Origin of the sequence: Acetobacter musti (assembly GCF_011516835.1) — a bacterium.
GTDB lineage: Bacteria > Pseudomonadota > Alphaproteobacteria > Acetobacterales > Acetobacteraceae > Acetobacter > Acetobacter musti.
The window spans coordinates 1-15,539 of sequence record NZ_WOTB01000038.1 but is presented as its reverse complement, the minus strand read 5'-3'; the positions used below and the strand labels follow the sequence as shown (position 1 = coordinate 15,539).

The window sequence follows — 15,539 nt, the reverse complement described above, 5'->3', positions numbered from 1 at the left end:
CGAGACTGTGTCGAGCACAAAACGGATCACTTGTTCGAGCTTGATAATTCGTCTATCGTATACGTAATAACCGTCCTATTTTGAGGCTGGAAACGCATCCCGTGAGCAACTCAAGCCCTCTCCCTGCCCCACCCGCTTTCATCAACACAGCATCTTTCACGCAGCGTATCCACGCAGCCCAAAGCCACCTCGAAGCCGCCGGTTTTGACGCCCTTGCAGTGAATGCTGGAAACAGCCTGCGTTATTTCACCGGGGTTCCTTGGGATGCAACAGAGAGGCTGGTTACGCTCGTCATTCCCCGTAAGGGGACGCCTGTGATGGTCTGCCCGCATTTTGAAACAGGATCTTTGAAGGCTTGCCTTAAGACGGAAACGGAAATCGCCACCTGGCAGGAAGATGAAAATCCGGCCCTGTGTGCCTTTGCACCCTACACTGCAGGAACACGCATCGCCCTGGACCCGGACTTCACCCTCGGCACCGTGACCGCCATGCGCAGGGCGCGACCCGACCTTGTTCTTGAAGATGACAACGGGCTGATTTCCGGCATGAGGGCCTGCAAGTCAGCCGAGGAAATCGCGCTGATCTCGCATGCCATGGCCATAACACTGCAGGTTCACAAAGACGCCCGCTCGTTTTTGAAACCAGGCCTTCTGGCAAGCGAGATACGACATTTCATCGATACCCGTCATCGGGAGCTTGGTGCGGATAACGGGTCCTATTTCTGCGCCGTACAGTTTGGTCACGCTACGGCTTACCCTCATGGCATTCCGGACAATCAGGTCCTGAAGGAGAACGATCTGGTCCTGATTGATACCGGTTGTCGATTGGATGGCTATCATTCCGATATCACGCGCACTTTCGCTTTCGGCAAGCCCGACCCCGAGCAGGAACGCATCTGGACCATCGAAAAGGAAGCACAATACGCTGCTTTCAACGCAGCCCGGATCGGCGTGCCATGTCATGAAGTGGATGATGCGGCCCGTGCTGTCCTTATCCGGCATGGTCTGGGACCGGATTACACCCTCCCCGGGCTACCTCATCGCACCGGGCATGGTATCGGCCTGTCCATTCATGAAGCGCCCTATCTTGTTCGTGGAAATGCAACGCCTCTTAAGGCCGGCCATTGCGTGTCCAACGAACCGATGATCGTTGTTCCGGGACAGTTCGGCATCCGTCATGAAGACCATTTCTACATGACGGATGACGGCCCACGCTGGTTCACCGAACCAGCACACAGTTTCACCGCCCCGTTCAACTGAATTTCCGACCTGAAAGAAGGATATCCCGCATGTCTTCTCTTCCCCTTGCGGGCCGCCTGACTGCTCTCCGCCATGCTCTGTCAGAGTTTGGCGTGGATGGGTTCTTCCTTCCCCGCAGCGATGAACATCTGGGCGAGTATGTACCCGCCTGTGCTGAGCGTCTTGCATGGCTGACCGGCTTTACCGGCAGCGCGGGGGTGGCGCTTGTCCTGCCAGAGGCGGCGGCTGTGTTCTCCGACGGGCGATACCAGATCCAAATGCGTCAGCAGGTAGACCAATCCGTCTGGTCCATTGAGCACATGTACGAAACCGCCCCACCTCTCTGGGCGGCCAAACATGCGAAGGGGAAAGCCATCGGCTATGACCCACGCATCGTCAGCGTTCAGGATATCGAGGCCTTCCGGAAGGCCGGATGCCAGATGGTGGCTCTAAACCGCAACCCGATTGACGGGATCTGGACGGATCGCCCTGCGCCGCCGTCATCGCCGGTTCTGGTACAGCCACTGGAACTAACTGGACGTGAGAACCGCGCCAAGGTCCGGGAGATCGCAGATATTTTGCGCCAGAATGCTCAGGACGCCGTTCTCCTGCCCGACCCAACCAGTATCGCCTGGTTGCTGAACATTCGCGGACGGGATCTGCCTTTTCTACCGGTCGCCCTGTGTTTCGCCATCCTGCACGTCGATGAAACAGTCGATCTGTTCATTGATCCTGCCCGTATCGATGGCAGCGTCAGCACTCATCTGGGTGATGCGGTCCGCGTGCGAAAACCCGCAGAAATGGCACAGGTTCTACAGACCCTTCACGGCAAAACCATTCGTCTGGACCCGGCCCGCTGCCCGGTCTGGTTCGCCGTCACACTTGAAAGCGTGAATGCGACGCTCGCCCATGGTACGGACCCGTGCCTGATGCCCCGCGCCAGCAAGACAACTGCAGAGCTGGACGGTATGCGCCGTGCCCATCTTGTGGATGGCGTTGCATTGTGCCGCTTCCTCTGCTGGCTTGAGGTCCACGGCGTCGGCAAAACCGAAATCGCCATTTCGGACCATCTTCTTGCCCTGCGCCGAGAGGCCGAAAGCTGCATTGGACCCAGCTTTCACACCATCGCAGGCACCGGGCCGAATGCCGCCATCATGCACTATGCTCCCACGCAGGAGCACTGCGACACGGTGCAACCCGATACTTTCCTGCTCATCGACAGCGGCGGCCAGTACACTGATGCGACCACCGATGTTACCCGTACCGTCTGGATGGGAACCGGCACACCTCCCGAAGCATGGAAAACGCATTATACCTGCGTGCTCAAGGGGCTGATCGCTCTGCATTCCGCCGTTTTCCCGGCGGGCACGCATGGATACAGGCTGGACCCACTGGCTCGGCTGGCACTCTGGCAGGAAGGTCTGGATTTCGATCACGGGGCTGGACATGGCGTTGGAAGTTGCCTGTCCGTGCATGAATGGCCGCTCGGCTTCACCCGACGGCCGGTTCTGGACCCGATCTGCGAACACATGGTTCTGACCAACGAACCGGGATTCTACGCTCCCGGTTCCCATGGCATCCGGCTGGAAAACCAGATGGAAACCTGCCTGGCGCATCGAACCGAGACCGGCGACATGCTCTGCTTCAGAACATTGACCCTGGCCCCGATAGACCAGCGCGGTATCGACCCCTCCCGTCTGACAGACGCGGAACGGAGCTGGCTGAACGACTATCACGCCGAAGTTCTGGCTCAGATCGGCCCGCATCTGGCAACAGAGGACTATGCCTGGCTGGAACGCGCATGTCGGAAACTGTGACATCCACGCGTCCTGCTCCCCGTTCCGTGCTCGTGCTGGGTGGTGGGATCGTGGCACGATGCTGCGCCCTGCGCCTTCAGGAACAGGGATGCGCCGTCACACTTGTGGCCAAGCCGGATGCCACACCGCCCTCATGGGGTAATGCCGGGCACATCGCCAGCGAACAGGTGCAGGTTCTGGCCTGCCTCTCCACCGCGTCCCGCGTTGTGACGGACCTGTTCCCGCGAGGTCCTGTCGCGCTGGACTGGCGCAATATACAGGCATGGCTGCCCTGGTCTTTCCGGTTTTTGCACGCCTGTCGTCCAGTCACCGTCCGTCAGGGTGGTTCTGCCCTGAAGAGCCTCATGGCAGACGCGCTTCCTGCATGGAAACGACTGACTGAAACCCTGGGCCAGCCAGACCTGTTGGATCCTCAAGGCATTATCAAGCTCTGGGAAGGCGCCACCGCCGAGCGAAACACTATTGCCTCTCTGCAAGCAGACAGTGGGCCCGCCATCGCCACGCGCGTCGAAGCTGGACTGATAGACACCTTTAATCGGAGCCTGTCCTCTCCGGTAAAGGCCGGGGTTCATTTCGGGGGTACGGCTCACATTACCAGCCCTCGAGATGTTCTCGACAGGCTTCTGGCACGCTTCACGCTGTCCGGCGGCGTTCATCTGCCAGCGACGGCTCTAAACATAGATCATACTGCGAAGGACGTTCGCGTCAGAACGACAGACGGTGATCTTGTCGCGGACCGGGTCATCGTCGCCTGCGGCGTCCGTTCAGGGGACCTCCTCCCGCAGGTCACAGCCCCCCTCATCGCGGAGCGTGGTTATCACGTGGAATGGGACCATGGTGGCGGCTGGACGCTCCCCAACGTGGTCTTTGAAGATCGAGCCGTTGTCGTCACCCGTTTTGGACCACGGCTGCGCGCAACATCTTTTGTCGAATTCACACGGGATGCTTCCAGCCCGGACCCGCGCAAATGGGACCGGCTGGAAGCCCATGTCCGGGAGCTTGGCCTTCCCGTCGCATCCGCTTTCAGTCGCTGGCATGGTTCACGGCCGACATTGCCGGACTATCTTCCGGCTCTCGGGACTCTCCGTCATACACCTCGCGTCGTTGCAGCCTACGGACACAACCACCTGGGGCTCACCCTCGCTCCCATCACGGCAGAGCTCATAACCGCGCATCTCCTGCATGGCACGCCTTTGCCGACAGCATTCAATCCGGACAGGTTCAGCCTGTCTCCCCTGTTTTCACGAAATAAAAAGGACTCCTCATGACCCTGACAGGCGCCCTTCTGATTGGTCAGAACACAGTTCTCCGTCCCCGGACATTTCATGCCGTCAATGCAACGACGGGTGATGCTTTGGAAACCGCCTTTTCCTGCGCAACACCCGAGGACGTCAACAGCGCCTGCCAACTGGCAGACGCCGCGTTTGATACGTTCCGTGCCCTTTCCCCCGATACTCGTGCACAGTTCCTGGAGGACGTCGCGGACGCAATCGAAGCCCTTGGCCAGCCTCTGCTGGATCGTGCCCATGCTGAAACCGGGCTACCACTAGGCCGCCTGACCGGCGAACGAGGGCGCACCATGGGTCAGCTCCGCATGTTCGCACAGGAACTGCGCGCCGGACGTTGCTTCGATATCCGGATTGACCCAGCCCTGCCGGATCGCACCCCGATGCCAAGGGCCGACCTGCGTCAGATCCGTATCGGGGTCGGCCCGGTTGCCGTCTTCGGAGCCAGTAATTTCCCTTTGGCGTTCTCAGTAGCGGGAGGGGATACAGCCTCCGCCTTCGCTGCGGGATGTCCTGTAGTGGTCAGGGCGCATCCGGCGCATCCCGGCACCAGCGAACTGGTCGGTCGTGCCATTCAGGCCGCCGTAAAAAAGAACAACCTGCCGGACGGAACATTCTCGCTTCTTGGTGGTCCGGATCATGACCTCGGGGCTGCATTAGTCCGCCATCCGGCCATTATGGCTGTGGGGTATACGGGTTCTCGCACAGGCGGTCTGGCGCTCAGCCAGATTGCAGCCGTCCGTCCTGTTCCTGTGCCCGTCTATGCAGAAATGAGCAGCATCAACCCTGTCTATCTGCTGCCGAACGCCCTGGAAAACACAGCCGAAAAACTCGGGTCCGCCTTTGTTGGCTCCCTGACCATGGGCGCGGGTCAGTTCTGCACCAATCCAGGACTGATCCTGGCCCTGGCTGGCCCGGCTCTGGACCGGTTTCAGGACAGCACACGCAAAGCGCTTGAAACCGCCCCGGCCGCCACCATGCTGACAGGCGGCATTCACGCAGCTTACGACGCAGGCGTGAAAGCTCTGGCCGAACGCACAGGCGTAACACTGCTGGGACGTGGACCGAAAGGAGATGCGTCTGGCTGTCAGGCCGCCGTCTTCACCACCGAGGCCGAAAGCTTCATGAAAGACCCCTTCATGCAGCATGAGATTTTCGGCTCCTGCTCCCTGATCGTGTCTTGTCCGGACTTAAAGACCCTGCAAGCCCTAACCAGCGGACTTGAAGGGCAGCTCACCGCCACTCTGCATCTGGAAGACGCTGACATCCCCATGGCCCGGGCGCTCATGCCTCTGCTGGAGCGCAAGGTTGGTCGTATCCTGGCCAATGCATGGCCCACCGGTGTGGAAGTCTGTGCTGCCATGGTGCATGGCGGTCCCTTCCCGGCTACAACGGACCCGCGCAGCACCTCTGTCGGCACCGCAGCCATGGAACGCTTCCTTCGCCCGGTCTGCTATCAGGACCTGCCGGACGAACTCCTTCCCGCAGGCCTTCGCAGAAGCGTCTCCCCGTAAAACCCGGAACAGACGTCAGCTCAAGCAGCCCGGATAACAGGAGTGTTTCATGCCCCACGAGGAATCAGGCTATTTCCGACAGCGCCTTGGCCTTTTCGACCTGACCATGATCGGCTTCGGGTCCATCTTCGGTTCTGGCTGGCTGTTCGCAGCAGCCCATGTGGCTGATATGGCCGGTCCTGCCAGTATTCTGTCCTGGCTTATCGGAGGCGTGGCCGTCCTGCTGATCGGGCTGGTTTACTGTGAGCTTGGCGCCGCCCTGCCTCTGGCGGGAAGTGTGGTTCGTTATCCAGAGCAGGCACATGGATCAACAGCCGCATTCCTGACCGGAGCGATGACCACCATCGCCTTTTCCAGCCTGATTTCCATCGAGATCGTCGCGGCCAGACAATATGCCGATGCCTGGACAGGCGGACTAACCCGCAACGCCAATGGCGATCCCACGCTGGCAGGATGGCTCGTGCAATTCGCGGTCATGGTGGTGCTTTATGCGATTAACCGGCGCGGCATCGGCAGCTTTGCCCTGATCAACAACATCGTCACCGTTTTCAAGTTTCTGGTTCCGACACTGGTCATCGTGCTGCTGCTGGCTCATCTGCGCATGGACAATTTCAGCCTGCATGGATTTGCGCCGCATGGATTTCAAGGCGTAGAAACGGCCATCTCCGCCGGTGGGGTCGTATTCGCTTATCTGGGACTCACACCCATTCTGTCCGTAGCAGGTGAGGTCCGCAATCCTCAGCGAACCATTCCTATCGCACTCATGGCCTCCATAATCTTAGCCATGCTGGTCTATCTCTTGCTACAGACCGCCTTTATCGGCGCGCTACCCAGCACCCTGCTCGCGACAGGCTGGAGCGGTCTCTCAACGCGCATGGCTCTTCCCTTTCATGATATCGCCGTACAGCTCGGGCTGGGCTTTCTAGCTATTCTGGTTGTGACAGATGCCATTCTTTCTCCCACCGGGACTGGCAATATCTATATGTCGTCCACGGCCCGCGTGATTTATGCCTGGTCCAGAAGCGGCACGTTCTTTCCCGTTTTCCAGAAAGTCGACACGAAACGCGGCGTACCGGACAAGGCCCTGCTGCTGACCTTCGGACTGGCCCTTTTCTGGACATTACCATTTCCTTCATGGCAGGCCCTGATCGGGGTCGTCTCGTCTGCGCTGATGCTCAGCTATGCCATGGCCCCACCTTCTGCCGCGGCGTTGCGTCGTTCCCAGCCTAAACTGTCCCGCCCTTTCCGCACACCATGCTTTGAAATTCTCTCCCCACTGGCCTTCGCCATCGCATCGTTGATTGTTCTCTGGACGGGCTGGCACACCTTGAGCTGGCTAATGCCAACATTGCTCGCCCTGACTGCCATTTTCATGACTGCGGCTTGGCGAAGTCTTTCTCGCGATGACTGGAAACAGAACCTCCGGTGCAGCTTCTGGATGCCAGCCTATTTTCTGGGACTGCTCGTCCTGTCGTGGCTTGGCCCTTTCGAAGGCACTTCACACCTGGGCGATGGATACGATGATATCGTCACGATCCTGTTCGCACTCCTCATCCATCACTGGGCCGCTGCCTGTGGCCTCAGGACACTTCCGTCAGCCACACACCTGCCCGTTCGCGCATAACGCTCAGGACCTGACAGACAGCACACGGACGTCAAAGAACGGTCCGCTTGTCCGGCCACTACCGGGCTCAATCCTCAGAGTGAAGATCTTCCTGCCACGTACCCAGGCTTCCGGGATCAGGGCCTCCACGTCCACGAACTGTGCAGGCTTGTCAGCAGGCCATTTCACATCGGGAAGCGCCCTGCCGTTTACCAGAAGCCGGGCACCACGCGTGCGGGTAATGTCCGCACTCCACACAGTCACCTTCAGGGCCAGTGGTCCCGGTCTGGTTTTCATGGTGCATTCAATAAACCCGCCAGAACGCAGATCCCTCCCGTTTCGTCCACGATAGACCAGGGGCCAGGAATTTTCTGCACGGAGAGCATGGTCATGCTCCTGCTGCATTTCCCCCAGATGAATCACATCGATCGTTCGTGCAGCGATGTCCTTCTGACGCTGCTGCTCCTTGCGATAAGACGCTTCTTCCTGTGTCCACTCCGCCTCTGAAAAACAACGGAGATACAAGGCACTCCGTCGCCTGTACTGAGCGTAAAAAGGCCTGAACTCAAGCTGAGACGGCCGCCCTGACTGTATCGTGCGAAAAACGGAGGCCTGACCTTCCACCGGAACAAGATCCTGCGTCAAATCGTCAGTAACAACGGCAGGGTCTACCGCATCATACACACCTTCCGCCGGAGCCAGATCAGCCGCCAGCACCAGTGGCCCGCGCAGAAGCGTCACGAGTTTCGGTTCATCAACCGGACTTTCCGTCCGCACTGTCATGGGAAGATCCAGCACGACGTGATCTCCCACACGCCATTTCCGATCGAGAACGATATACCCATCAGAAGAAGTCACTGGCACATCCTGGCCATTCACGGCCACACGGATCGGCTCCCTGACCCAGCCTGGCACACGCAGTGCCAGCCTGAAAGCTATGGGGGACTTCAGATCTTCCACCAAAAGACTGACACGCCCGTCGTGCGGATATCCGGTTTCCATCCTCCACGAAACATCCTTGCGGGCCCAGACCATCCGCGACGGGATATACAGATTGACGAAGAGCGTTTCTTTCCCTTGCCACCAGATGGAATCCCCGTGCTTGGCATGGCTTTCCATCCCCGTGCCGACACAGCACCAAAAGCTCTCCGTCGGAGTGGACCACTCCCGCACACCTGCCGTAATCGTGGGCGTCATATACGTGAACATGCCGGTCTGCGGGTCATGAGCCGCCAGAATATGGTTCAGATGCGCCCGCTCGTAATAATCGAACAGTGCAGCCTGCGGGTTCGATGCATAATGCTGACGGGTAAGCTTGAGCATGTTGTAGGTATTACAATGCTCGCAGGTCTGCTCGGTAATATGCTGTGCGATCGTATCAGGTTCGGAGAAATATTCCCGATCAGCGTTGCCGCCGATCACATAGCTATGATGCTGCGTGACAGCTTTCCAGAAAAACTCCGGACCAGTCATCCAGCGCCTATCCTGACTGACTTCAGCAATACGCCCCAAGCCAATAAGCTTTGGAATCTGTGTGTTGGCATGACGGTTCGCCAGATCGTCATGTTCCTCCATCAAAGGATCCAAAACGGGCCGATCATAAATCCGACGGGCCAGATGCAGCCATTTCTCATCCCCTGTCCGGGACGCCAGTTCCGCAAAACTTTCGTTCAGGCCGCCATATTCACAGGTCAGAACCTTTTGCACCTGAGCATCAGTCAGCTTACCGAAAAAGGTCTCCAGGAACTCTCCCAGCCCGACTGCGACTTCCAAAGCCTGATGACACTGACAATGAATGTGCGCATCAAACAAACCTGCAAAGGTTTTATGGAGATTATAAAGTGGTGACCACGCTCCGTTCAGATCGAACCCGGACGAACGGATATCGCCTGCCTCAATCTCGGCAAATATTCTTTTGCCATCGACCATCGCTCCGTCTTTTTCTTTGCGTGTAAAGCCAGCGATATAGCCATCGCCCCACTGCCCCTGAACGACAGCCAGTTCCTGCACGATATATACGACCCGCGCCCTGCACGCGATTTCACCCGTCTGAGCATACATCAAAGCCAGAGCAGACAGGTAATGACCCAATGTATGCCCGGCGATCGTGTCGCTTTCCCAACCGCCATACAGAGCGCCCTTCGGCAGGAGCCCAGCCTGTTTGCGGAAATTGTGAAGAAGGCGGTCCGCTTCCAGACTGAGAAGATAGACCCTGTTACGTTCAACAGCGTCCAGCCACGGAGAGGGTAAAAGCCTTACATTCGAAAGCGGTACTGGCGTGACATCTGCTTCAAAGCCACCCTGAAGCCGCGCCGCATAAGCACTCTGCCGCCCCCCTGGCACAACGGCATTCACACTTCCCGCAGCCGCACTAGCCAGCAGGAAGCGCCGTTTCATTTTGACGATCATGGCTATCTCCCTACCTGCCGCTGAATGGGGTAATCCTGTTTTATATATCGTATACAATTATTAGCAAACAATACAGCCTACGCCATCATTCCTTCATATTGTTTTCTTTCCAGAACGGACATCTTTCTATAATCGTATACTAAATAACAAACTTGGTGTTGTCATGGGTTCAAATACGCTCTCACCTCAAGAACGACGCTCCTCCTTTGCTACCGTTTTGGTCGCAGAAGCAGCAGAACGGGCCGGGTTCTATGGTGTAGATGCTATTCTGCTCCTGTTCATGGTTCAGCAACTTGGCATAACCGATCACAGAGCAGATCTCATGGTCGGTGCGTTCGCCGCAATGACCTACGCAACCCCTCTTCTGGGTGGATGGATTGGTGACTGCTTATACGGGCCACGTTGGACAGCCATCTTTGGCACACTTTTATTAAGTGCCGGATACGCGCTACTTGCATGCACCACCTTGACGTCACGGTCTTTTTTCGAACCTGCTCTGGCATTAGTCGCGACTGGAAACGGACTTTTCAAACCCAATGCCGCCCAGCTGGTGCGCCGCCTTTACGAAAAATATCCGCTGAAGAGAGATTCAGCGTTTACACTCTATTATATGGCGGCCAACGTGGGGTCTGCCCTCTCCATGTTTCTTATTCCATGGGTGAGAAACACGTTTGATCCACTGTTAGCCTTTTCTCTGTGCGTGGCTGGACCAGCATGCGCCTTGTTTATCCTCCTGACGCAAACCGGCACGCTACGCGATCTTGGCATACTCACCAGACAATCCGTTTCCCTGAAACGTGCGACTGCATTCGGAACAGGATCTGTTATCCTATGTATACTGTCGGTGACGTTTATTTTGTATAGTACATCACTTGCACGATTGGCAGTATTCAGTTGCCTCACATTAGTATTCATTCTCTGGGCTACCCTTTATCGTCGTGCAACCCCGTCCGAACGATTAAGCCTCGTTACTTTGGGCATCATGTTGATTCAAAGCATTGCCTTTTACTGTTTCTACCAGCAGATGCAGACGTCGCTTACCCAGTTCGCCCTGACCAATGTAGACGGGACTTTCCGTATTTTAGGGCATCGGATTGTCAATTTTTCTGCTGCACAATTTCAGGCATTGGACCCACTTTTCATCATTCTCTTCAGTTCGCCAATGGCCGGAATTTATAACGTCTTGAGCCGTCGGAACCGCGACGTCTCCTTGCCCACCAAATTCGCCATCGGGTTCGGATTTGTCGTAGTAGCCTTTTTTATCTGGTGGGGCGGCATACATCTGGCCGCAGGAAACCTGACCAGTGCATGGTTTATGGCGGGCGGCTATCTCGCGCTTGCCATGGCAGAAGTCCTGATTGGCGGGTTGGGACTTGCTGTCGTCGCCAAATACGCTCCGGCCAGCCTGAATGGCATCATGGTTGGTGCATATTACCTCACCGTGGGGGCAGGTATGTATCTGGGAAGCGAAATCGCCAGTAAGGCTAGTAGCACAGCGATGTCTCAGGCCGTCCAAAGCCAGCACTACGAGAACTTATTCGGTATTCTGTGTCTGTGCGCTCTAGCCCTAGCCCTCCTCACTCTTTTTCTTGCCCAACAACTCAACAGGATGGAGAAGCGCATATCCGGAAAAAACGTTTCTAATACGGAGATTTAAAGTATACGATAGACGATAAGATCCATTGAGAACCCGGTAGCATGCATCATCGCGACCGCTGCCGACAGCCATCCGGTCTGACAGACATGCGCCGTACCCAACCAAACCTTCCTTCATTACGCACACCACAGCTCTTACTGCGAGCCGCATTAACGGCCCTTGTGCTCGTGGTATCCGCTCATAGGGCCACTGCCGATGATATGCCGCGTATTGTCGGAAAGGACGGTCATTTTCACCTGGAGGTAGACGGAAAGCCCTTTTTCGTTCTTGCCGCACAGATGCACAATTCCAGCGCATTTCCCTCAACCCTTCCGGTATTCTGGGACACAGCGGCTCGTTTGCACGTCAACACGGTACAGGCCCCCGTTTACTGGGAAACTTTTGAGCCGTCTCCCGGTCATTACGACTTCTCCACAGCGGACCAGTTGATCGACGGCGCGCGCGCTCATCATGTCCGGCTGATATTATTGTGGTTCGGCACATGGAAGAATGGTGCCGGACATTACGTCCCGCTCTGGATAAAGCGAAGTCCTCAAGTTTATCCGCGCCTTGAAAGCGCCGATCACCTTCCCTTGGACGGAATGTCACCTTTCGGGGAGCAGACACTCACCCGCGATAAAGCTGCCTTCAAAGCTTTAATGACCCATCTCCGAGAACATGACGCCGAGAGACATACGGTCATCATGGTGCAGGTTGAAAATGAACCGGGCCTGCTTGGCACGGTCCGCGACCATACCGCCACTGCCGACCGCACATTCGACGCCCCTGTTCCCACTGACGTCCTGAACGCTATAGGACCATCACGTCACGGTAACTGGAGCGAGGTTTTTGGCTCACAGGCGGCTGAAATCTTCAGTGCCTGGGCCGTGTCCCACTACATTAATCAGGTCGCCGAAGCTGGTCGTGTAGTCTATTCGCTTCCGCTTTATGTCAACGCCTGGCTGCATTATCGCGGCCTAAAAGATCCTGGCGCCGACTTCCCGAGCGGTGGCGCGACGTATGACATGCTGAACGTCTGGAAAAGCCAGAGCCCTGCCATCAGCATTATCGGCACAGACAGCTACACCAACAATCTCGAACAGTTCCATGGGGGCGTACTACCCTATCAACGAGAGGATAACGCGCCCTGGCTGTCCGAAAGCGGCATAACGGTTCCCAACGCCCGCTGGACCTACGACCTCATGGCGCGCGGTGGCATCGGTGCTTCCGTTTTTGGTGTGGACGATCCGGATCATGACGAAGCAATTTCAGCCCACGGCCTTGATAATACCCTGCTCGCCCCGCTGATACCAACGCTCGTCACGGCTGCCAGCAACAACAATGTAGCGGCTTTGCTTGAAGAACGAGGGCGCCCCTCCCCGACCCATATATTCGGAAGCTGGATGGTTCGCGCAGCTTTCGGCGCCTCGTGGGGACTGCCGGATCCAGCAGAGGCACCGTCAGACGGTCAGGAAACAGGTCGCGCCCTTGTCGCTCGTCTTGACGCCACACATTTTCTTGTCGCCGGAACTGGTGCGCGCATCAACTTCCTTTCCCGAAACCATGATGGCGGCATCCATGAAGTCGTGCGTGTCGAGGAAGGCACATACGATGCACAGGGGATATGGCATGTCGTGCGCATCTGGAACGGCGACGAGACCGATTATGGGATGCGTTTACCCGAAAAAACCAGTATAGCATTACGAGTTGAAGTTCTGGACATTTCGCCCAGTTTTCTGCGCCATACAATGATTCCATAGGACAAGTGAGCGAGGCTCAAGAGCCAATGATATTCTTGTAGAAATCTGATCCAGACTTAGTCAGCAGAGCGACCTGTACGGGCAGCGGACCAAACAGATGGTGCGTCCTTCTCACGAGCTAAAGGCGCCTTTACAATCGGCCATACTATGCTTCTCATGGACCGAGAACTGTCACTCCGGAATACCTGAAATCTTCCGTGTTCTGTGTCACGACCGTCATGCCATGCACCAGTCCGGTCGCGGCGATGAGGGTATCGCGCTCCGGACACTGATCTGAAACATTCAGGTGAGCGCAGCGGCGGCCGACTGCCAGATCGACGGGAAGTATCCGGTTGGAAAATTCGGGTAGAACGTAGTTCTCCAGCCAGTTTTGCAGAACGCTTTCTTGGGCGGGATCCCCGCGCTCAATCCGCATAACGCCGACACCCAGCTGCCACGACGGTGATGGAGATAGAAAAGAGTCTCGGCCTCCAACTGGAGGGATCGAAGAACTATGGCATCCGCTCCGCGTTTTGAGCAAATCGGGAGCTCTCATCCGCTGGATTGTTACGCAGCGAGGCTGATTCATTCCAGGAGGAGGAAGTGGCGCATATTATAAATGATATTGACCAGCCCGATTCTCATAGTGGCTCGCGCCAGATCGACGGTCCGGATGAACAATCCCGTCTGTGATTTCTGGTCACCAAATCCACGCAGCCGAGCAAGCCGCTCTTCAACATCAAAGAAACCGGCCTGCTTCATACCATCCCCCTCACCACAAGATGAATGAAGAAATTCAAAAATCACGCTGAATCAGTGACGTCTTACCTGGCTCTGTACATGGAGTACAGAGCTGGAACAGAAGAAAAGTCATCTCGATGAAAGCCTCGCCGGACCTGGTCCCTGATGGCAGCTGGACATGTGGCGGACATGAAAAACCATGTGAGCACTATGCCATAAAGAACATGACCATTGTGGGTGGCGTCACCGATTCAGCGTGGAATCAATCTGGGCTGATTGCGAACGTTCATGTGAGGATTTTGCCATTACGCACGGTCACGCCGCGGACCTGGGTGCGGGGCACGACGCAGGGAGACGGACGAAGGAGCAGACCGCGCTGCGTCACTTCGACATTCGCCTCGGGATAGGCGGTCATGACGTCCGGGAGGATTTCACGGATACGCGCACCCAGCTGGCGATGCTGCTTCATTTCCGCACCCACCTGCCCCTGCAACTGCGACCAACTCAGTTCGAGCGGCTTATTCAGCTTCGGCAGACGGTAGGCAAAGAATGTATAGAGGTCGAGACCAAGGCTGTTGCCAACCAGATGCGCGATGCCACGCTTGTCCGAGGGGACAGCATGCTCAAGAAGATTCTCGTGGAATTTCTGGTTCAGCTCGACCACGCCGTTCCACTCGCCCGAACTGGATTTCCAGAAGTCCAGTCCATCGGTAATGCGTGCATCGGTCAACTGGGTATGCTCTTCGCCATTGGCCCCAACCGAGGTGAATTGCAAGACGAACTGGCAGCGGGTCAGACGCAGGGTCTGTTTCTTGACGGCATTGATGGAGCCGCGAACGCCGCCTGTGATGGAAAGGCCGAGGCTACGCATGAAGGCCGTTTGGGTAGCACCCAGGGAGACAACGCGGCTCTTGAGGCCTTCGCTCTGCAAGTAAATGAGGATGAGTCTGGCCTTGGGACCGTATGGGACACCAACGTAATCACTACTACCCTTGCTCGTCAGTATCTGGTTGCCGACGTCGCGGGCTTCGGAACGGAACACACCAGGCTGCACAGAGGTGGACCCGTCCGTTCGGACAGTTTTGTGGGCTTGATAAGCTATACCCGGTTGTTGTTATGCCGCCATTCTGACGGCGTTGCTGTTGGCCATCTGGTCCGGGGTTAACCCCGGACCAGATGGCGTCGGCACGTCATGATACGCCTCATCGGGCGTGCGTCCAGCCAGTGCCGAGTGCGGACGCTGCCCGTTATAATGGGTGATCCATCCGGCAAGCCCGGCCCGTAGCTCCGATCCGGTCTCGAACGCATGCAAATAGACGCATTCGTATTTCAGCGACCGCCACAGACGCTCGATGAACACGTTGTCCAGCCATCGCCCGCGCCCGTCCATGCTGATGCGGATCTGACGCTCTTCCAGGAGCCCGGTGAAACGGGGCGTCGTAAACTGCGACCCCTGGTCAGTATTGAAAATGTCCGGGGCGCCATAGCGCATGAGGGCATCCTGTAGCGCCTCGATACAGAACTCCACGTCCATCGTGTTCGACAGACGCCAGGAC

General features: G+C 57.0%; 11 protein-coding genes and 1 pseudogene. 7 read left to right on the top strand and 5 right to left on the bottom strand.

Annotation, left to right across the window (positions count from 1 at the left end):
* Positions 1–101 precede the first annotated feature (101 nt).
* The 5 genes from GOB93_RS18275 to GOB93_RS18255 are packed head-to-tail and all read left to right on the top strand — an operon-like array spanning position 102 to position 7,479.
* The gene (locus GOB93_RS18275; protein ID WP_082784411.1) at positions 102–1,259 is read left to right on the top strand and encodes a M24 family metallopeptidase; all 1,158 of its coding nucleotides are present in this window, start codon (positions 102–104) and stop codon (positions 1,257–1,259) included.
* 29 nt (positions 1,260–1,288) lie between these two features.
* Entirely contained in the window at positions 1,289–3,055 is a 1,767-nt protein-coding gene (locus GOB93_RS18270) for an aminopeptidase P family protein (RefSeq protein WP_061509885.1), read from the top strand.
* On the top strand, positions 3,040–4,323 hold the full coding sequence (locus GOB93_RS18265) for an NAD(P)/FAD-dependent oxidoreductase (protein WP_082784410.1): 1,284 nt from the start codon (positions 3,040–3,042) through the stop codon (positions 4,321–4,323). Before GOB93_RS18270 ends, GOB93_RS18265 begins: the two co-directional genes overlap by 16 nt.
* A complete protein-coding gene (locus GOB93_RS18260; RefSeq protein WP_061509884.1) occupies positions 4,320–5,855 on the top strand; it encodes an aldehyde dehydrogenase (NADP(+)) in 1,536 nt (511 codons plus the stop codon). The genes GOB93_RS18265 and GOB93_RS18260 overlap by 4 nt, the downstream gene beginning before the upstream one ends.
* Before the next feature lie 49 nt (positions 5,856–5,904).
* Positions 5,905–7,479: an APC family permease gene (locus GOB93_RS18255; RefSeq protein ID WP_173584877.1), complete on the top strand. Its 1,575-nt coding sequence runs from the start codon at positions 5,905–5,907 to the stop codon at positions 7,477–7,479.
* A gap of 3 nt (positions 7,480–7,482) precedes the next feature.
* Here GOB93_RS18255 and GOB93_RS18250 read toward each other — a convergent pair whose 3' ends face one another.
* The gene (locus GOB93_RS18250; RefSeq protein ID WP_242010902.1) at positions 7,483–9,867 is read right to left on the bottom strand and encodes a glycoside hydrolase family 127 protein; all 2,385 of its coding nucleotides are present in this window, start codon (positions 9,865–9,867) and stop codon (positions 7,483–7,485) included.
* Positions 9,868–10,030: 163 nt separating this feature from the next.
* On the opposite strand from GOB93_RS18250, the gene GOB93_RS18245 reads away from it, so the two are divergent.
* On the top strand, positions 10,031–11,524 hold the full coding sequence (locus tag GOB93_RS18245) for a peptide MFS transporter (protein ID WP_173584876.1): 1,494 nt from the start codon (positions 10,031–10,033) through the stop codon (positions 11,522–11,524).
* A gap of 86 nt (positions 11,525–11,610) precedes the next feature.
* A complete protein-coding gene (locus GOB93_RS18240) occupies positions 11,611–13,263 on the top strand; it encodes a DUF5597 domain-containing protein (RefSeq protein WP_206752620.1) in 1,653 nt (550 codons plus the stop codon).
* Between the two features lie 154 nt (positions 13,264–13,417).
* On the opposite strand, the gene GOB93_RS18235 is transcribed toward GOB93_RS18240, so the two are convergent.
* From GOB93_RS18235 to GOB93_RS18220, 4 genes and pseudogenes are all read right to left on the bottom strand, one after another.
* Entirely contained in the window at positions 13,418–13,678 is a 261-nt protein-coding gene (locus GOB93_RS18235) for a PIN domain-containing protein (protein WP_061509879.1), read from the bottom strand.
* A 149-nt stretch (positions 13,679–13,827) separates the two neighbouring features.
* A pseudogene (locus tag GOB93_RS18230) lies at positions 13,828–13,950 on the bottom strand (IS5/IS1182 family transposase); the annotation flags it as partial.
* Positions 13,951–14,269: 319 nt separating this feature from the next.
* Positions 14,270–15,037: a replication protein RepA gene (locus tag GOB93_RS18225; RefSeq protein ID WP_173584874.1), complete on the bottom strand. Its 768-nt coding sequence runs from the start codon at positions 15,035–15,037 to the stop codon at positions 14,270–14,272.
* A gap of 60 nt (positions 15,038–15,097) precedes the next feature.
* The coding region (locus tag GOB93_RS18220; protein ID WP_173584873.1) for an integrase core domain-containing protein at positions 15,098–15,539 on the bottom strand (442 nt) is incomplete at its 5' end.

Bases quoted from the DNA above. Each gene is read 5' to 3' on its own strand.
- GOB93_RS18260 (WP_061509884.1), top strand. From the start codon at position 4,320: ATGACCCTGACAGGCGCCCTTCTGATTGGTCAGAACACAGTTCTCCGT.
- GOB93_RS18255 (WP_173584877.1), top strand. From the start codon at position 5,905: ATGCCCCACGAGGAATCAGGCTATTTCCGACAGCGCCTTGGCCTTTTC.
- GOB93_RS18270 (WP_061509885.1), top strand. From the start codon at position 1,289: ATGTCTTCTCTTCCCCTTGCGGGCCGCCTGACTGCTCTCCGCCATGCT.
- GOB93_RS18245 (WP_173584876.1), top strand. From the start codon at position 10,031: ATGGGTTCAAATACGCTCTCACCTCAAGAACGACGCTCCTCCTTTGCT.
- GOB93_RS18265 (WP_082784410.1), top strand. From the start codon at position 3,040: ATGTCGGAAACTGTGACATCCACGCGTCCTGCTCCCCGTTCCGTGCTC.
- GOB93_RS18240 (WP_206752620.1), top strand. From the start codon at position 11,611: ATGCGCCGTACCCAACCAAACCTTCCTTCATTACGCACACCACAGCTC.
- GOB93_RS18235 (WP_061509879.1), bottom strand. From the start codon at position 13,678: ATGCGGATTGAGCGCGGGGATCCCGCCCAAGAAAGCGTTCTGCAAAAC.
- GOB93_RS18250 (WP_242010902.1), bottom strand. From the start codon at position 9,867: ATGATCGTCAAAATGAAACGGCGCTTCCTGCTGGCTAGTGCGGCTGCG.